The sequence below is a fragment of the Aeromonas enterica genome (genome assembly GCF_054052465.1).
This window is the reverse complement of record NZ_JBSTYL010000003.1, coordinates 254,569-272,197: the sequence shown is the minus strand read 5'-3', so window position 1 is coordinate 272,197 and position 17,629 is coordinate 254,569. Positions and strand designations below refer to the sequence as shown.

The window sequence follows — 17,629 nt, the reverse complement described above, 5'->3', positions numbered from 1 at the left end:
CGATGAAAAAGCTGCTCTCTTTTACCTGTCTGGCCGTGCTGGGCATGACTGCAATCAATGCCAGTGCCGCCATCGTGCTGGATCGTACGCGTGCCGTGTATCCGGGTGGTGTCAAATCTATCAGTCTCAATATCAAGAACGAGAACCAGAAGCTGCCTTATCTGGCTCAGGCATGGATTGAAGACACTCAGGGGCAGAAGATCTCTTCGCCTTTCGTGGTGTTGCCGCCGGTACAGCGCGTCGATGCCAATCAGAAGTCGATCGTCAGGATAGCCAGCGTGCCCGCCATCGATGCTATGCCCAAAGATCGTGAATCCATCTATTACTTCAACCTGCGCGAGATCCCGCCCAAGAGCGAGAAAAGCAATGTGATGCAGATTGCCGTGCAGTCCAAGATCAAGCTCTTTTACCGCCCCGAGGCCATTATTCCGGAGCGTGGCGCCGTCTGGCAGGATCAGGTGACGATCACCAAGCAGGGGGCGACCCTGAAAGTCAACAACCCGACTCCTTATTACATCACCTATGTCGGCCTGGCTCATCCGAAGGGTAAAGAGAAAACCGCCATCAAGGGCTTCTCCGCCTTTATGGTGTCACCCAAGGCCGAGCTGGATGCCAAAATTCCAGAGGCACTGGGTAATGAATTTATTATCAGCTATGTCAATGACTACGGTGGATATATGGATATTAAATATCAGTGCGTCGGGAATGCCTGTAAAGCCATCAAGAGCGAGTAGCATTATGTATCGTTTCATTATCTGTGCAGTGATGATGGTTTTTACTGCGCCAGTATTGGCGGTTAATGGTGCCGTGGTTGCTGATACACAAACATACCCCATCGAGTTGGGTGATAGTGATATTCAAAATACGCAAAATTACACGACTCCCCCCTTTCTCTGGAATTTAAATGGAACGTATCGGGGAACGGCATATTGTCCAGATAAAGATATTCCGACATCACCATTTTTCTACAGGGCTGTGATGAGTGAAGGATTACCACCCATTGGCGATGGCTTTGTCAGGCTGAATGATTTTCTCGATATGAAGGTAGAAATATATATCGCTGGCAATCGTAACCAATATGTAGTTGCACCATTTGAAAATGAGAGCAATCGAGGCAATTTTGGACCATGTCGAAAAGGTGGGTCTGTTAGTTATGATTTTAAGAGTGGTAGTCAGGGAAAGGTAACGTTTAGAGTCAGAAAACCCATCATCAATGGTGTTCATATATCTGACCATGAAGTAGTTGAACTATTTGGTCGTTTAGGGACGACTGATTCTGGGTTTAGTAATGATGTGATGTCAAGAATTATAATTCAGTCATCAATATTACGTGTACCAGAGAAATGTACGATCAATGGCGGCCAAACAATCGAAATTGAATTTGGTGATCTGCCAGGTACTGGACTAGACGGAAACAATTTTGAAAAGACGCTTCCATTGAATTTTAGTTGTGAAGGTGGGGTCTTTGAAGGTAATGCTTTGAAGATTAATCTTGGTATTTCTGGGAAAGCAGCATCATTCAGTCAAGAGTATCTGAGAACGACAAAGGATGGTTATCAGGGGAGCTCAGTTATTCCTGACTTGGGAATCAAGTTCAAACAACTGGATGGCTCCCCGTTGAGGCTGAATGAATTTTACCCGGTCACTATGCAAGGAAATATTGGCGATTGGGGGTTTATTGCCGCGCCTATAATATCACCAGCCGCTGCAAATGTGGCTGCGGGAGATTTTTATGCGACCGCCACTGTCGTTGCTGAATTTCAGTGAGGAACCATTATATATGTTGCGGACACTGTTGATAGGTCTGATGTTTTTCCCGGGGTTGAATGCTATTGCTGCGTCTGGTGATGATCTGGAACTATTGGGTAACACGGTGAATCTTCATGGCCGGATCATCGATCAACCGTGCGTGATATCTCCCGAATCGGCCGATCAGTCGGTCGATATGGGGGTAGTTGACGTCAGGGATCTTTACTCCGCCGGTGGCGGAGCCCAAGTGCCATTTGTGATCCGCCTGACCAACTGCAAGCCCGATATTTTCCGTATGGCCAAGGTAACCTTCAGCGGCACTGAGGATCCACAGATGAGTGGTGCTCTGGCCTTCTCTGCCGGTTCTGCCAAGGGCGCGGGTATCAGATTATACGATGCCACCCAATCACCGCTGGATTTGGGTAGCCCTTCCAGCGGTTATGTCCTGAGTGGTTCAATAGATAATGAACTGCTGTTTTCTGCACGCGTGGAAGGGTACACGGACGCCATTGCAGCCAATAACATCAAACCTGGCGATTATACGGCGGTAGCCAGTTTTATTGTTTCCTATGAGTAACTTAACGGTCGTTATGCGGGATAACTTTCAAGTTGTCCCGGCTGGGCCAGAAAATGACCCCACCCATATAACTGGATAGGTATATTCCACCGGGCAGTTGAATAAAAATCAATTTCTGTTTCGGTGGAGTCATGGCAGCGACCAGGGGGGCAACCATGCCATTACTGATCAATGCCTTCTGGTCGACAAGATTAACTATGGTATTCGTTATTTCTAACGCAAAATCATCTTCATCCCGTTCAATATTCCCGACCGAATCCAGATTGAATAGGGAATTCCCCCGATGATCCGTTGCTATTACTGTCGACACCGCAATTTCCTTATTCATGGTGACGATCATTTTGCTCTTTCTTGTTATTTCTACCCAATTATCAGGTGCTTGGCAACTGCTATGATATCTGACAGTCGTGTTTGGGCTGTTGTAATAATTATTAGAAACATTTTCTCCCTGCAGGGACATTGTGGCGATGACACATTGCAACTCTTCTGTTACAGGGTGGCCAGTTCTCAGCAGGAAGACATTTTCTGATAATTTTTTATCTTTGTTGTCAATCGAAAAATAGCTAATAGCCTCCTTTCCGATGAGAATGGAAACATGTTCATCGTCATTGTTTGGAACTCTTTTAACGAGCGGTGTTAGTTTATCAATATTAAATTTCAATGCATTTTCGACCTCGTTGGTCGTATACAAAGAAATATGACTTATTTTAATCGCTCTAAGAGTATTCTCATTGCTGTAATGATAAAAAAACATTGCCAGTGAAGAAAAGACCACAATCAGAAATATAAGTTGCACGATACGCTTTGGGTGCAAATACCGATCGTACTTTCTACGAGTGTATTGTTGTCTGGCCTGTGGCAATGTCGCCATTGATTCTATCGTTTCACCCGTATTGTCGCCTTCTCCAGTAACCTCGACAGGCGCACAAAATATATAACCTACTCTGGGGATGGTATCGATGCCATCGAGCAAGCCAAATGATTCAAGTTTCCTCCTCAGTGAGAGGATCTGGCGATTAAGGTTAGTGTCAGTATTATCCTGATTTGGCCACAAAGCTTCCTGCATTATGTTTCTTGGAATGACACTGCCGGCCTCATCACACAGCATTTCGAGTAGCTCGGCTTCTTTGTTGCTGAGCTTGATATCCCTCTCTCCCTTTGAGAGCCTGAATATTGCAGCGGAGAAAAAGATATCCTCTGCAATTTTATAGGTTTTGTTACTCATGTGTGACTCGCCTTACTGCCAAGGAGTGCATTTTACCATCATGTTGCAGTTGTTCAAATAACGATAAAGTGATATTTTCCTTAACTATCAATTGTTTATATTTCAATTGAAATACTGGCCGAGGAATATGGTACTGCAAGTGATTAATTTGGTTCAAAAAACAACCAATAAAGGTGATCATTCATGTAATCGTTCTCACTCAGGATAAAAATGGGGGGGAATGCTAACTGTGAGCCGGTTTCTCTTGAATAAAGTGCATGCCGACAGCTCTTTTTGTGTCGAAAACTGTCGTATGACGCCTATTGCTTGAAAATTGATTGCTGATACAGCTTTCGCTGGGGCTTGAGAGCCCCGCCCATGTCTGGCCAGGGTTGCCAGAGGTCGGGTACCATGAAGCCGGGCAGGGCGGCGCGGATCCAGGCGGCCAGCTCCGGATAGGGTACAGGCTCGCCGTGCCAGTCGATGAAGGCGGCGGGGCGTTGCCCCCACTCGTCGCTCGGCATGGGTACCACCAGTGCCTGCGCCACGGCGGGATGATCCACCAGCCGCTGCTCTATGGTCTCGGGCTGTATGTTTTCGCCCCCCGAGATAAACAGATTGTCGATCCGACCCTCCACCACCAGTTCGCCGCCAGCGGTGACATGACCCTTGTCGCGGGTATGAAACCAGCCATCCTCGTCGAGCGGCCGCTCCAGTACACCCTCCTTGAAATAACCGGCAAACAGGGTGTCACCGCGCACGCAGATCTCATCTTGCAGGATGCAGACTTCCCGCCCCGGCAGCGGTTTGCCAACTACACCAGCGGCAGACGGCTGGCCGGTGCAGACCTGACTGGCCATCTCGGAGAGGCCATAACTCGACTTGGGGGTGAACCCCATGGCCGCGAGGCGAGTAACCAGCGGCTGCGGGATGGCGGCGCCGCCGAGCAACAGTTCGCGCAAGCGGGTGCAGGCGGGGTCAAAACCCTCTGCCAGCAGCCGCCAAAGCTGGGTCGGCACCAGCGAGAGGTGGGTGATGGGCTGTCGTTCGAGCCGATCCTTGAGCGGCTGGCTGCGATCGTCCAGTACCAGTGCGGCACCTGCCAGAAACACCCGAAACAGGATGGCGTAGCCGCCGACGTGAAACAGTGGCAGGGATAGCAGCCAGCCACACGTCTTATCCAGCGGGATCTGGGAGGCTGAGCCTCGCGCCGAGGCCAGGTGGTTGGCGAGGCGATGCACCACGGCTTTCGGTGTGCCGCTGGAGCCGGAGGTGAGGATCATGTTGTTGAGCCGGGATGGCTCCAGCATGCAGCCGTCCTCGTCTGCCGCCAGCTCATGAGCGAAGTCGAGTTGCAAGGCTTGCCAGTTGCCTGCCGGGATCTCGCCCGCCGACCAGAAGGCGGCCACGTCCAGCTGCACCGCCAGCTCGGCCTGTCTGGCCGCAGGAAAGGCGGGATTAAGCGGGCAGAAGACGATGCTGCTGCGCACGCAAGCCCAGGCCAGCAACACATCCGGCAGGGCGCCGCGTACCACGGCAGCCAGCCGGTCGCCGACTTTCAGGCCAGCCAGCGCCAACTGCCGGCACAGGCTGTTGAGCCGTGCATCCAGCTGCTGATAGCTGAGAGGGCTGTCTGTGTGGATGGCAATCCTATGGGGAGACATGTGTGCCCAGTGACGCACCGGGCAGGGTTCCAGAGGGGAGTGATGGTCAGATGTCGGCAGCATGAAGGCCCCTTCAATCACGGTGAAACAGGGGCTCCAGCAGGCCAGGATCGGGTTTGCCTTGTTTGTCCAGCAGGTCGCTTGCCAGCCAGCGCCTGGTATCCAGGCCCGGCGCCTGATCCGGCGCCCACTCACCTGCGAGACGGGCGAGCTGGCCGAGGCCGACTCCGGACTCGAAGCAGGAGGAGACGATCACTTTCAGGCGCAGTTCGCGGGCGCGGGCCACCAAGGCCTCGCTGTTGGCCAGCGAGCCGAGCAGCATGGGTTTGAGCACCAGGGCTCTCAGTTGCGGGATAGGCTCCCAGGGTTTGCCCTGTGCCAGCAGCTCGTCGATGGCCACCGGCATGCCGGTGCGGTTCGCCACGAAGGCGATGTCGTCAAAGTTGGCGCAGGGATCTTCCAGGTACTCGATCCGGTTCGGATCCAGGTGACCGCAGAAGGCCCAGGCCTCCTCGCGGGTCCAACCCTGGTTGGCGTCCAGCACCAGCTTGAGGGTGGGAATGCGATCGCACAGCAGGCGGATCAGCGCCAGCTCGTCGCGCATGGGATAACGGGCTACCTTCAGCTTGGCCTTGCTGGGCGTCTGGTGCAGCCAGTTCTTCCAGTGTTTGAGCAGCTCCTGGGGGGAGCCTTGAATGAGGGGATAGGGCTCGGGCAGCGGAGCCGTCTGCTCGGGCCAGACCCGCCGCGCACAGTCCAGGCCAAATTGCACCGAAGGCAGCAGGGGCGCGATGGACTGCCCCTGAGCCAGCTGCTCCAGACAGCCGAGGGCCTCGGCTTGCGCCTCGGCCAGCGTCTCTTTGGAGAAACCGGGCAGGGGGGCTATCTCCCCCCAGCCCTTGTCAATGCGAACCAGCAGGCCCTCTCGCGCCACCTCCACCTTGCCGTGAAAGGTCAGGGGCTGGGTAAAAGGCAGTTGGTAGCGATAGAGAGCGAGTTTCATCAGGGATTCCGCTTGTATTTGGAGAAGTCGGGACGACGTTTCTCGTTGAACGCGTTGCGCCCTTCCTGACCCTCTTCGGTCATGTAGAACAGCATGGTGGCATTCCCTGCCAGCTCCTGCAAGCCGGCCTGACCATCGCAGTCGGCGTTGAGGGCTGCTTTCAGGCAGCGCAGCGCCATCGGGCTGTTCTGCAACATCTCGCGGCACCAGCGCACGGTTTCGCGCTCCAGCTCGGCCAGCGGTACGACGGTATTGACCAGACCCATGTCGAGCGCTTGCTGGGCATCGTACATGCGGCACAGGAACCAGATCTCGCGGGCTTTCTTCTGGCCGACGATGCGGGCCATGTAGGAAGCGCCCCAACCGCCGTCGAAGGAGCCGACTTTCGGACCTGTCTGACCGAACTGGGCGTTGTCGGCGGCGATGGTGAGATCGCACATCATGTGCAGCACGTGGCCGCCACCGACGGCGTAACCGGCCACCATGGCGACCACGGGTTTCGGGCAGGTGCGGATGTCGCGCTGGAAGTCGAGCACGTTGAGGTGATGGGTGCCTTCGTCATCCTGGTATCCACCGTAGTCGCCCCGGATCTTCTGGTCGCCACCGGCGCAGAACGCCTTCTCGCCGAAGCCGGTGAGTATGATGGTGCCGATATGATCGTCATAGCGGGCATCGGCCAGCGCCTGCAGCATCTCTTTGACGGTGCGGGGACGGAAGGCGTTGCGCACCTGGGGACGATTGATGGTGATCTTGGCAATGCCATCGCCGGACTTGTGATAGAGGATGTCCTCGTAACCGGCGGAGCAATCGCGCCACTCGACAGGGGCGTACAGTTCCGCTTCCGTCATTGCCTCAATCATGTTTTTTTCCTTCTGGTCTGGTCGAACCCAGATTGAGCAATCGCGTCATCTGAACGGGGGCATACGGTTCAGCTTTCGTCATTGCGTCAATCATGTGCACGCTCTTTTTCTTGTTGGTGACAAGCCGGCAAGGCCGGCTCGGGTAAATGGTGTCATGCCGTTTATGGCGTACTCGCAATCCAGTTGCGCAGGCACGAGGCAAAGCGCTCGGGCTGGCTGGCGTGCAGATTGTGGCCGCCATCCAGGGTCAAGTGATTGATATTGCAGCCCTGCTTCACCAACTGGCAAGCCAGTTGATGGAATTTGTGATCCTGATTGCCGGAGATCCAGCTCACCGGCAAGCGGGTGCCAGCCAGCGGTTCCGCTCTTAGCCAGGCGGCCAGGTCTGGCTGTTTGCCAAGCGAGGTGGCGCGCAGCATGGCCGCGACGGCCTGGCCGTCATTGCCGAGGCGTCTGGCTGCCTGGCGGGAGCGGGCTGCTTCGTCGAGATCGGCGAAGACTCCTTGTTGATACCAGTCGGCCAGCACGGCGGCCAGCGGTTCGCGCTCGAAGCGCCGCGCCCAGCGCTCGTCGTGTTCGATGCGGGCCGCCCGTTCGGCCGGTGGCAGGCCGGGATGGCAATTCTCCAGCAGCAGGGCCTGCAATCCGGTTGGGGAACGACTGGCGTGATAGAGGGCGAGTCGCCCGCCCAGCGAATAGCCGGCCAGTCGGTAGCGCGCTATGTCGCGATCCTTGAGTTCATGACGGAGCCACTGATGAGCCTGATCGAAACCGGTCACACTCAGCCCCCGGTTGTTGCCGTGGCCCGGCAGATCCAGCGCGTGGCAATCTATGCCGGGCAATGCCTTGATCACCGGCTGCCAGTCGCGGCCATCGCCAAGCAGACCGTGCAGCAGCACCAGGGGTGGCTGGTCAGTGCTAGATGCCACGGATAACAGTGCCCAGTGCTTTCAGATCTTCGGCCACCTCGCTGCTCGGTACCTTGATTTCAATCAGCGTTACTTTCTTTTCCAACGCCGTGTTTGTCAGGGCTGCGCCGTAGGCCTGCTCAAATTCGCTCAGCGTGGTCGGCGCCCGATAGTGGAGGCCGAACATGGCGGCGGCATGTTCGAAGTGCAGGCCGTGGGGCAGGCAGTAGTAGGTCTCCAGCAGCCGATCGCCGGTGGGCACAGGCAACATGCGAAAGATGCTGCCGCCGTCGTTGTTGAGCAGGATCACCACCAGCGGCCGGCTCGCCTTGCCGAGCAGGGCCAGGCTGTTGAGATCGTGCAGGGCGCTGAGATCACCGATCAGCAGGGTCGTCGGCTGCTCGCTCGACTGGGCGAAGCCATAGGCACTGGCGATCAGGCCGTCGATGCCGGAGGCGCCGCGGTTGGTCATCACCCGGCAGGGTCCCTTGCCCGTTTCGCCGAACATGTCCATCAGCCGGGCCGGCATGCTGTTGCCGACAAACAGCTGGCCTTGAATGAGGGAGCCCAGCCGATGGCAGACACCGAGCTCGGAGAAGCGATCGCAAGCGCTGCGGATCTGGCGGGTGGCGCTCTGCTGGCGCTCCGCCAGCCGGTGCCAGGGCAGGTGACGAGTGCTCACCTTGTGGGTCGCGGCGAAGGCGGCGGGCTCGCACACCAGGCGGCGGCGCAACCGGTAATCGGGATCGAGCCGTGCCGGCTGTGGGTCCACCAGCCAGTAATCCTGCCAAGGGTGCTGCTTGATGAACTGGCCGAGTCGCTTGGAGATGAGGCGGGCACCGAATTGCAGCAGCACGTCGGCGCGGGCCAGCTCGGCCACGAAGCCGCTGTTTTGCAGGGCGAGATCCATGTGGATGAGATTGCGGGCATCGAAGCGGATCTGGCTCTGCAGATCCGCCAGCAACGGCCAGCCGAGGCGCTCGGCCAGTTCGGCCACCACCTGCGCCTGGGCGGGATCCTGAATGCGGCCCGCGACTATGACGCCGCGCTTGCCCTGCAAGGCTGTCCAGTCTGGCTGGCTGGGACAGATCTGCTCGTTCTGCTGCCAGGGGCTCCAGGGCTTGCTTGAATGGAGCCAGTCTCCGAGGGGAGCCAGGTAGTCGCTGAAGTCTTGATATGCGTCGCTGGGGTAGAGCGGCTCCGGGTACATGCAGTTGAAGTGTACCGGCCCCGGAGTCAGTGCCTGCTGGGCCAGCGCCTGATCCACCGAGCTCAGCACGAAGGCGGCCGGGATGGTGGCGGTGGGGCTCGGCAGGTTCTGCTGATAGACGGGGTAGCGGCCGAAGATCCCCTGCTGGTCGATGGCCTGGTTGGCCCCGTTGTCGATGAGTTCGGGCGGCCTGTCGGCAGAGAGGATGATGAGCGGCACGCCGGTGAGCTGGGCCTCGGCCACCGCCGGCCAGAGGTTGGCCACCGCGGTACCCGAGGTCATGATCACCGCGACCGGGCGGCAGCTGCCCTTGGCCAGTCCCAGCGCCATGAAGCCGAGGCCGCGCTCGTCAAAGTGCAGATGGCGGCGAAAGCCGGGGTGGGCGGCGGCTGCCATGGTGAGCGGCGCCGAGCGCGAGCCGGAGGCCAGCGCGATGTCGCGCACGCCGAGGCGAAAGAGCTCCTCCAGCAAGAGGGAAGACCAGACGTGGTTGAAGGTGGCATGGTGGCTGGCAAACTCTTGGCGCGCGGACATGAGGCTCTCGTAGTGAGGAAACGGTGAGAAAACGCTATCCCAGCAGGGAGAGCACGTTGGCGATCTTGTTGTCGAGTTCGGCCCACTCGGCGGCAGGCTCGGAACCCGCGACGATACCGGCGCCGGCAAACAGGGTGATGGCCTGCGCCGTGATGCGGGCGCTGCGGATGGCGACCGAGAACTCCGAGGTCTCCCGGCTCAGCATGCCGCAGGCGCCGGCATACCAGCCGCGATAATAGGGCTCGCGCTCGCGGATGAAGGCCAGCGCCGCCTCGCGCGGGGCGCCGCCCACTGCGGGGGTGGGGTGCAGCGCCTCCAGCAGTTGCCAGTCGCAGACGCCGGGCTTGAGCTCGGCTTCGATGTCGCACTTGAGGTGCTGCAGCAGCCGCAGTTTGAGAATGCGCGGCTCGGTCAGGGTGGCATCTGTGGTAAGCGGCGCCAGCCGGCTGAGGATGTCGGCGTGTACCAGCCGGTTTTCCAGCCGGTTCTTGCTGTCGGCCAGCAGCTCGGCGGCCAGTGCCGCATCGGTTGCCTCGTCGCCGGAGCGGCGGATGGTGCCCGCCAGCGCCTCGGTGAAGAGGTGCTGATGTTCACGGCGGTAGAGCCGCTCGGGGGAGCAGGCGATAAAGCTCTGCTCGGGCGAAAACTGGAAGCCGAAGTGAAAGCAGTCCTGGCCGTGCTGTGCCCAGCTGGCCAACAGCGACCAGGGGGCGACGGCCTGCGGGTCGGCCGTGAGCGTTGCACCGTCATGGGTGAGCCGGCTCTGGCGCGACAGCACCACCTTGGGGGTGTGGGCCTGGAAGTCGGGGGCGGTGACCTGCTCGACCAGGGTCTGCCACTGCGGCTGGCTCGGGCAATCTTCCCGCTGCCATGAATGACGGGTCAGCGGCGGCAGAGGGGCCTCCGGCCGAAGGGCGTCGAGGGCGGCGGCAGCAGCCTGCAGTTCGGCCTCGAAGGCGTCGCTGCCGGTCTGCTCCGGCAACCAGAGGTTGAGGCAGAGGGTGACGCACTCGCCACGGCGCACCAGCTCGATGCGGGGCAGCACGAAGCGGCAGGGGCCGAAGCCCTGCCAGCCGGGCTGAGTCGGGTCGAACGCCAGTCCGCCATAGTAGCGGGGGCTGTCATCATGGGGCTGGCTGGTCTGTTCGCAGACTTGGCGGATCGCCTGGGGCTCGGTCAGCTCGCGCAGGCAGCCCAGCGCCACGTATTCGGGCTTGTCGTGCCCTCTGGCATGCCAATAGATACGGGGATAGAGGGTCTGCGCCGCGAGCCAGCCCAGGAAGGAGCGGATCTCGATCCCTACGCGCAGCCGCACGAAGCCACTGGCGTTGCCGTGACGCAGGGCGTCCAGTTGTTGCTTGATATGGGTCTGAGCCAACATGGATTTCGTCTATGAGCCGATAGTGACGGTCAATCCTGCAGAAGGATGCCGTTGGTTTATGCCAAAGGAGCGATTATTCCTATATATTATCTGCCCATTCGTCCATGTAAATCGCCCGGGGAGCTGACTCCCGAGGGGCCAAGTATACCGAAATCCGGTTCGATAACCCTTAACACGATCAATATCTGATTGTTTGGCCATCACAATATGACAAATACCTTCTCTATCTGGTTGCTGGCGGCGCGTTTGCGAACACTGCCGCTCGCGTGTTCCTCCATCTTGCTAGGATCCGGGCTGGCGGCCAGCCGTGGCGCCTTCGATGGCACCATAATGGCACTCTCTCTGCTGACCGCCATCCTGCTGCAGATCCTCTCCAACCTGGCCAATGACTATGGGGATGCCGTCTCCGGTGCCGACAATGGTGAACGGATCGGTCCCCAGCGCGCCGTGGTTTCTGGCCTGATCACCCGCCACCAGATGTGCATGGCCATGGCGTTGACCGCCCTGGCCGCCGTGGTGAGCGGCCTCGCCCTGCTGGGCTGCGCTTTCGGTGATCAGTGGCTGCAGATCCTCACTTTCGTGGTGCTGGGTGGCGCGGCCATCGTCGCGGCCATCACCTACACGGTTGGCAAGACCCCTTACGGCTATCGCGGCTTCGGCGATATCTCCGTATTCCTGTTCTTCGGTCTGCTGGGGGTGCTCGGCTCTTACTATCTGTTCACCAAGACGCTGCAGTGGGATCTGCTGCTGCCGGCCACCGCCTGCGGCCTGCTGGCGACCGCCGTGCTCAACATCAATAACGTGCGGGACATAGAGACGGACGCGGTCAGCGGCAAGATCACCCTGGCGGTGCGGCTCGGTCGCAATCGCGCCATCGCCTATCACTGGCTGTTGCTGGGGGCGGCGCTGGTCAGCACCATCGCCTTCCTGCTGACCCAGCCCGCCAACGTCTGGCCCTGGATCTTCCTGCCCGCCATGAAGCCGCTCACGGACGCAGCCAAGACATTGCGCACGAGTTTCGATGGCGAGGTGCTGACCGGTGCGCTCAAGAAGACCGCCATCAGCGCCTTCCTGTTCAGCCTGCTGCTCTCCATCGGGCTGGCGCTCTCCTGATGCAATGACGGAGTGCCCCGAATGAAAAAGGGCTCCCGGACGGGAGCCCTTTTTCCTGGTCGAGCCTGGGCCGCTTTCACTCCTGCACCTGAGTCTGAGCAAATCCTGCCTGCCATGCGGCAAGGGGCAGGTAACGACCTATGATCACCAGCCGGGAGCAGGGGGGCGTTTCACCCCAGGGGGAGCCATAGTCGAATCCCACCACCTTGTGTACCCCCTGCACGATCAGTCGGCGCGGCTCACCGGCGATGGCCAGTACTCCCTTGTAGCGCAGCATGTCGTTGCCGTGATGCTCGATGCACTGCTCCATGAACGCGCCGATGCGCTTGAGATCCAGCGACCCCCCTTCCAGCAGGTGGGCCTGTATGGTGTCGTGCCAGGATCGGGGTTGTTCCGAAAGCGGGGAAAAGGCGTCAGCTCCGGCCCGTACGATACGCACGCCGCGAGTGAGCGACAGCTCATCGCTCAGGGTGAACGCATCAAGATCGAGCCAGAGTGAAGGGGGGCACTCACCCTGTCGTACATCCAGGATCTCCGCCTTGCGGTTGATGAGGTGGATGCGTGCGATGACCGCCTCGCGGGTTGCCTCGTCGACGCAGTCGCACTTGCTCAGCAAGATGCGGTCGGCAAAGCCGAGCTGGGCGGCGGCCACCGGGTGTTCGTCAAGCTGTTGAGCGATGTGCTTGCAGTCGGCGAGCGTGATGACGGCGTCGAGGCGCAGGGTATCGCGCAATGCCTCCTCAACGAAGAAGGTCTGGATGATGGGGCCCGGATCGGCGAGGCCTGTGGTCTCGACGATGAGTCGCTCAAAGGTCAGCTCGCCACTGGCACGGCGTGCCAGCAAATCGGTGAGGGCTGCGGTGAACTCGCCACGCACGCTGCAGCAGACGCAGCCATTGCTGAGCTCGACCACGCTCACTCCGTCACCTCTCTCAAGCAGGGAGCCATCTATATTGGCTGCGCCGAACTCGTTTTCGAGGATCGCCACCGACACTCCTTCATGGTGGCGCAGGAAGTAGTTGAGCAACGTGGTCTTGCCGGCGCCAAGAAAACCGGTCAGCAGGGTGACGGCAATTGCCTGGTTCATGATGATCCCTGTCTAGCAGCAGCGTCCGCCATTCTTGCCACCGTAGCGGGCATCCTGGCGCTCGCGAAAGAACTCTTCGTAGTTCATCGGGGTCTGTTCCGGGTGAGTCAGCCGAATGTGCTGCACATAGTTGTCGTAATCGGGCACGCCGACCATCAACTTGGCTGCTTGCCCCAGGTATTTTCCGGCCTTGGCCAAGGTATCGAACATGGTGCCTCCGAGCATGGGCCCCGGCATGCAGGGGCCCGGTGTCACATCACGCTCAGTGAGCGTTGCTGGTTTTGATTGCCTCGCCTTCCGAACCCGGCATCGGTTGATACGGGGTCTCGTTGGCGGTCGGTTTATCCTGTTGCAGTGCCTTGAGCGCCGTCTTCAGCGAGAAGAGGGCAAGCACCACCACCACCACCATGAAAAAGAGGGTGAGGCCGGCATCAAGACGGTTGTTGAATACCAGCTGGCTCAGCTGCGACTCGGTGTACTGGGGCGGAATGGCGCCGCTGTCGATCATCGCCTGGAACTTGTTGGCAATGGCGAGAAAGCCCAGTTTCGGGTTGTCACTGAACACTTTTTGCCAGCCGGCGGTCATGGTGCAGATGAGCAACCAGCTGGTCGGCAGCAGGGCCACCCAGGCATAGGCGTGACGCTTCATTTTGAATAGCACCACGGCACACAGCAGCAGCGCCATGCCAGCCAGCATCTGGTTGGCGATGCCAAATAACGGCCACAGGGTGTTGATGCCCCCGAGCGGATCGACCACTCCTTGATGCAGGAAGTAACCCCAGGCCAGCACGCACAGGGCGGTCGAGATCAGGTTGGCAGGCAGGGATTCGGTGCGCTTGAGGGAGGGGGAGATGACCCCTAGCAGATCTTGCAGCATAAAACGGGCGGCGCGGGTGCCAGCATCCACGGCGGTGAGAATGAACAAGGCTTCAAACAGGATCGCGAAGTGATACCAGAAGGCGACGTTCATCAGACCACCGAGGGCTCCGTGCAGTATGTAGGCCATACCCACCGCCAGGGTCGGGGCCCCGCCAGCACGGGCGATGATGCTCTGTTCCCCCACCTCGTTGGCGATGCGCAGCAGGGTGTCAGGGGTGATCTGGAAGCCCCAGCTACTCACCACGGCAGCCGCGGAGGCAACCACGTCTGTGGTGCCTGCCGGCGCCAGCACGGCCAGCGGACTGTTCATGGCGAAGTAGACACCCGGGTCGATCACACAGGCAGACAGCAGCGCCATGATGGCGACGAAGGATTCCATCAGCATGCCGCCGTAACCAATGAGACAGGCTTGGTTCTCATTGGCCAGCATCTTGGGCGTGGTGCCAGAGGAGATGAGTGCGTGAAAGCCCGACACGGCGCCACAGGCGATGGTGATGAAGAGGAAGGGGAAGAGATTCCCTGCCCACACAGGTCCTGTGCCGTCGATGAACTGGGTCAGTGCCGGCATCTGCAAGGTCGGACGCATGATCAGGATGCCGATGGCGAGCCCGATGATGGTGCCTATCTTGAGGAAGGTGGAGAGATAGTCACGAGGTGCCAGCAGCAGCCAGACCGGCAGCACAGAGGCGATGAAGCCGTAGCCGACCAGCATCCAGGTGAGCTGTACCCCGTCGAAGTCGAAATAGGGGGCCCAGGTTGCGCTCTCTGCCACCCAGCCGCCGGAAACGATGGCAAATATCAGACAGACCATGCCAATCAATGACACCTCGCCGATGCGCCCAGGGCGCAGGTAGCGGGTGTAGATCCCCATGAACAGGGCGAGAGGAATGGTGAAGGCAACCGTGTAGGTACCCCACGGGCTATGGGTGAGGGCCTTGACCACTATCATCGCCAGCACTGCCAGGATGATCACCATGATCATGAAGGTGGCAACCAGGGCGATGACGCCGACCGTGTTGCCCATCTCGGCCTTGACCAGCTCGCCAAGGGAGCGGCCGTCACGGCGGGTTGAGACGAACAGCACCATGAAGTCCTGCACCGCCCCCGCCAGCACAGCCCCGGCCAGCAGCCAGAGCATGCCGGGCAGGTAACCCATCTGGGCGGCCAGCACGGGACCAACCAGGGGGCCGGCGCCAGCGATGGCGGCGAAGTGGTGGCCAAACAGCACCTTTTTGTCGGTCGGTACATAGTCCAGACCGTCGTTGTGACGCACTGCCGGAGTCATGCGGGTGCCGTCTACCCCCAGCACCTTGTGAGCAATGTAGAGACCGTAGTAGCGATAGGCGATGAGGTAGACGCACACCGCTGCCACCACGATCCAGAGGGCGTTTATCTGTTCACCCCGAACGAGTGCGATATAACCGAGGGAGAAGGCACCGATCAAGGCCACTCCCAGCCATCCCAGGTGTTTATTGAGCTTTTCCATCTGCATTCTTCCGTTATAGGTGTTTACACACGAAAGCCAATATGATTTCACTCCTATAACAATCGTCCGGTCATCACAATAGTAATAATGTGCAACTGAGGTCTATCTCCCGTTATTTCCATCATAAATGCCAGCGGGATCACGAGGGGGCACACGCCTGCCGCGGCCTTCGGCTGCGCCGGGTTGGTGAGAGGGAGGCTGTCCTGTGCCAGGATGAAACGATATCCCCGATATCCCCGATATCCCCGATATCCTTTATATCCACCGATGAACGACGACCGACAAGAAGATTCAGATTGGAAACAGGGCGCCGGTGAGGGCGCCCTGTTTGTTGAGTCCATGGTGATGGCGCCGAGCTAGCGGGCCGGCGCCAGCCAAGCGGCGCGGCGGGAGAAGAGCAGACTGTCCAGCAGCCAGATGACGACCATGGAGGCGCCCACCAGCGGGAAGCAGAGCCCGAGCAGCACCAGCACGGCGATGGCGCCGCGCATGGGGGGCAGTTTGGCCGGCAGCGGCGGAGCAGCGAGACGGCCCTGCGGACGGCGACTCCACCAGATCCAGAGGCCACTCACGGCGCTTAGCAATACCATCAGGCAGATGAGCAGCATGGCGAGCTGATGGGGCCAGCCGTAGAGTTTGCCGGTGTGCAGCATGACGCCGGTCTCCACCGTCTTGGCGACCAGGCCGTAATCCTGCCAGCGCACGTCGGCCAGCACCTTGCCGCTGTATTGATCGATGTGCAGGGTGGCGTCATTGCGCGGATCATCGGCGAACAGGGCTATGGTGTAGACGCCGCTCTTGCCAGCTGGCGGCGTGATGCTGTAGCCCGGGGTGACCTGGCGTTCGTAGGCGATATCCACCACCTGTTGCAGCGGGATGCGGTGTTCGGCCATCACCATCCCCTCGTGTTCGCCGCCCTGGTTCATGGCGCTGTGATCGTGGCCTTCCGGATTCTGCGGCATGGCCGTGTCTGCCATCGCCATGGAGGCCATCTCATCGGGCGTGACCGAGCTCGGCATGGGGGTGTTCTCCATCGCCCAGGGCACAGTTTGGTCGTGGGCCTGGTTCAGGCTGCGGGCAAGCGGCGTGGATGTGGGCACCTGGTTCCACATGGCGGCGGGGAAGCGGTTCCAGACGTTGGCGAACTGATCCCCCCAGAAACCGGTCCAGGTCATGCCGCTCAGCAGCAGCAACAGCAGAAAACCCGCGCCCCAGAAGCCGACCACGGCGTGCAGATCGCGCCACCAGAGGCGTCCGCGCTGGTTCATTCTGGGCCAGAGGATACCTCCCACACCGGGCCCCTTGCGTGGCCACCACAGATAGAGGCCGCTGATGAGCAGCACAATTCCCCAGCCGGCGGCCAGCTCGATCAACCTATCTCCGGTGGTGCCGAGCAGCAGTTCGGCGTGCAGGGCGCGGGCCACCGCCTGCAGATTCCATTGGTTGTCCAGAGTGCCGAGCAGGGCGCCGCTGGCGGGATCGAGGAACAGGGTCAGCTCGCGGCCCCCCTGGCGGACGATGAACTGGGCGCTGGCATCCGGGCTGGCCGGTGGCAGGTACTTGCTCAGGCTGGCGTCCGGCATGGCGGTCCGTGCCTCGGTCCACAGCGCATCGGCGCTTAGGGCCTTGACCAGCAACTGATCTGCGCTCAGGGTCTGGCTGGCAGGCGTCACCTTCATCAGCTCGGGATACATGAGATTGTCGAGTTGGGGCTTGAACAGGTACACCATGCCGGTGAGGGAGAGCAGGATCAGGAAGGGAGCGACGAAAAGGCCGGCGTAGAAGTGCCAGCGCCAGATCCGCTGGTAGTGACTCGAGTCCCGATTTTTCATCTCTGATCCTTGCGTTGATGACCAACGTTTCAGTCGGTGGAATGTTCATGGCGGCGCGGATGATAGCAGCAACGTTTTATTAACTGCAACAGAACATGACGGGAGGGTCGGCCGATCCATATTGCCTGGATATCCGTGCCGG

15 protein-coding genes are annotated in these 17,629 nt (G+C 59.5%); 4 read left to right on the top strand and 11 right to left on the bottom strand.

What is annotated here, in order from left to right; translation table 11 throughout:
- Nucleotides 1–2 precede the first annotated feature (2 nt).
- From ACW5XD_RS05355 to ACW5XD_RS05345, 3 genes are read left to right on the top strand one after another with little or no spacing between them, the layout of a single operon-like run.
- The gene (locus ACW5XD_RS05355) at nt 3–734 is read left to right on the top strand and encodes a fimbrial biogenesis chaperone (protein WP_456493966.1); all 732 of its coding nucleotides are present in this window, start codon (nt 3–5) and stop codon (nt 732–734) included.
- Nucleotides 735–738: 4 nt separating this feature from the next.
- Complete coding sequence (locus ACW5XD_RS05350; RefSeq protein WP_456493965.1) at nt 739–1,767, top strand: fimbrial protein; 1,029 nt, start codon at nt 739–741, stop codon at nt 1,765–1,767.
- 13 nt (nt 1,768–1,780) lie between these two features.
- Entirely contained in the window at nt 1,781–2,326 is a 546-nt protein-coding gene (locus tag ACW5XD_RS05345) for a fimbrial protein (RefSeq protein WP_456493964.1), read from the top strand.
- A 1-nt stretch (nt 2,327) separates the two neighbouring features.
- Here the strand turns inward: ACW5XD_RS05345 and ACW5XD_RS05340 are convergent, their stop codons facing one another.
- From ACW5XD_RS05340 to ACW5XD_RS05310, 7 genes are all read right to left on the bottom strand, one after another.
- Nucleotides 2,328–3,551 (bottom strand): winged helix-turn-helix domain-containing protein, encoded by a 1,224-nt coding sequence (locus ACW5XD_RS05340; RefSeq protein WP_456493963.1) that lies wholly within the window; start codon nt 3,549–3,551, stop codon nt 2,328–2,330.
- A 299-nt stretch (nt 3,552–3,850) separates the two neighbouring features.
- Entirely contained in the window at nt 3,851–5,257 is a 1,407-nt protein-coding gene (locus tag ACW5XD_RS05335) for an AMP-binding protein (protein ID WP_456493962.1), read from the bottom strand.
- A gap of 10 nt (nt 5,258–5,267) precedes the next feature.
- Nucleotides 5,268–6,197: an o-succinylbenzoate synthase gene (menC, locus tag ACW5XD_RS05330; protein ID WP_456493961.1), complete on the bottom strand. Its 930-nt coding sequence runs from the start codon at nt 6,195–6,197 to the stop codon at nt 5,268–5,270.
- A complete protein-coding gene (menB, locus tag ACW5XD_RS05325; protein ID WP_042868847.1) occupies nt 6,197–7,057 on the bottom strand; it encodes a 1,4-dihydroxy-2-naphthoyl-CoA synthase in 861 nt (286 codons plus the stop codon). The genes menC and menB overlap by 1 nt, the downstream gene beginning before the upstream one ends.
- A gap of 161 nt (nt 7,058–7,218) precedes the next feature.
- Nucleotides 7,219–7,986 carry a 2-succinyl-6-hydroxy-2,4-cyclohexadiene-1-carboxylate synthase gene (gene menH, locus ACW5XD_RS05320; protein ID WP_456493960.1) on the bottom strand — a complete coding sequence of 256 codons (768 nt, stop codon included), beginning with the start codon at nt 7,984–7,986 and terminating at the stop codon, nt 7,219–7,221.
- Complete coding sequence (menD, locus tag ACW5XD_RS05315; RefSeq protein ID WP_456493959.1) at nt 7,976–9,709, bottom strand: 2-succinyl-5-enolpyruvyl-6-hydroxy-3-cyclohexene-1-carboxylic-acid synthase; 1,734 nt, start codon at nt 9,707–9,709, stop codon at nt 7,976–7,978. Before menD ends, menH begins: the two co-directional genes overlap by 11 nt.
- 34 nt (nt 9,710–9,743) lie before the next feature.
- Nucleotides 9,744–11,090, bottom strand: a complete 1,347-nt coding sequence (locus ACW5XD_RS05310; RefSeq protein WP_456493958.1) for an isochorismate synthase — start codon at nt 11,088–11,090, stop codon at nt 9,744–9,746.
- A 207-nt stretch (nt 11,091–11,297) separates the two neighbouring features.
- On the opposite strand from ACW5XD_RS05310, the gene ACW5XD_RS05305 reads away from it, so the two are divergent.
- Entirely contained in the window at nt 11,298–12,203 is a 906-nt protein-coding gene (locus ACW5XD_RS05305; RefSeq protein ID WP_456493957.1) for a 1,4-dihydroxy-2-naphthoate polyprenyltransferase, read from the top strand.
- A gap of 76 nt (nt 12,204–12,279) precedes the next feature.
- On the opposite strand, the gene ACW5XD_RS05300 is transcribed toward ACW5XD_RS05305, so the two are convergent.
- From ACW5XD_RS05300 to ACW5XD_RS05285, 4 genes are all read right to left on the bottom strand, one after another.
- Nucleotides 12,280–13,290, bottom strand: a complete 1,011-nt coding sequence (locus ACW5XD_RS05300) for a CobW family GTP-binding protein (RefSeq protein WP_456493956.1) — start codon at nt 13,288–13,290, stop codon at nt 12,280–12,282.
- Between the two features lie 12 nt (nt 13,291–13,302).
- Entirely contained in the window at nt 13,303–13,500 is a 198-nt protein-coding gene (locus ACW5XD_RS05295; protein WP_456493955.1) for a YbdD/YjiX family protein, read from the bottom strand.
- A gap of 52 nt (nt 13,501–13,552) precedes the next feature.
- On the bottom strand, nt 13,553–15,655 hold the full coding sequence (cstA, locus tag ACW5XD_RS05290) for a pyruvate/proton symporter CstA (protein ID WP_456493954.1): 2,103 nt from the start codon (nt 15,653–15,655) through the stop codon (nt 13,553–13,555).
- A gap of 356 nt (nt 15,656–16,011) precedes the next feature.
- A complete protein-coding gene (locus ACW5XD_RS05285) occupies nt 16,012–17,487 on the bottom strand; it encodes a PepSY-associated TM helix domain-containing protein (RefSeq protein ID WP_456493953.1) in 1,476 nt (491 codons plus the stop codon).
- Nucleotides 17,488–17,629 lie beyond the last annotated feature (142 nt).

Coding starts and splice junctions, on each gene's coding strand:
- ACW5XD_RS05335 (WP_456493962.1), bottom strand. CDS start 5,257: ATGCTGCCGACATCTGACCATCACTCCCCTCTGGAACCCTGCCCGGTG.
- ACW5XD_RS05300 (WP_456493956.1), bottom strand. CDS start 13,290: ATGAACCAGGCAATTGCCGTCACCCTGCTGACCGGTTTTCTTGGCGCC.
- menD (WP_456493959.1), bottom strand. CDS start 9,709: ATGTCCGCGCGCCAAGAGTTTGCCAGCCACCATGCCACCTTCAACCAC.
- ACW5XD_RS05345 (WP_456493964.1), top strand. CDS start 1,781: ATGTTGCGGACACTGTTGATAGGTCTGATGTTTTTCCCGGGGTTGAAT.
- ACW5XD_RS05310 (WP_456493958.1), bottom strand. CDS start 11,090: ATGTTGGCTCAGACCCATATCAAGCAACAACTGGACGCCCTGCGTCAC.
- menC (WP_456493961.1), bottom strand. CDS start 6,197: ATGAAACTCGCTCTCTATCGCTACCAACTGCCTTTTACCCAGCCCCTG.
- menB (WP_042868847.1), bottom strand. CDS start 7,057: ATGATTGAGGCAATGACGGAAGCGGAACTGTACGCCCCTGTCGAGTGG.
- ACW5XD_RS05295 (WP_456493955.1), bottom strand. CDS start 13,500: ATGTTCGATACCTTGGCCAAGGCCGGAAAATACCTGGGGCAAGCAGCC.
- ACW5XD_RS05340 (WP_456493963.1), bottom strand. CDS start 3,551: ATGAGTAACAAAACCTATAAAATTGCAGAGGATATCTTTTTCTCCGCT.
- ACW5XD_RS05350 (WP_456493965.1), top strand. CDS start 739: ATGTATCGTTTCATTATCTGTGCAGTGATGATGGTTTTTACTGCGCCA.
- ACW5XD_RS05285 (WP_456493953.1), bottom strand. CDS start 17,487: ATGAAAAATCGGGACTCGAGTCACTACCAGCGGATCTGGCGCTGGCAC.
- ACW5XD_RS05355 (WP_456493966.1), top strand. CDS start 3: ATGAAAAAGCTGCTCTCTTTTACCTGTCTGGCCGTGCTGGGCATGACT.
- cstA (WP_456493954.1), bottom strand. CDS start 15,655: ATGGAAAAGCTCAATAAACACCTGGGATGGCTGGGAGTGGCCTTGATC.
- ACW5XD_RS05305 (WP_456493957.1), top strand. CDS start 11,298: ATGACAAATACCTTCTCTATCTGGTTGCTGGCGGCGCGTTTGCGAACA.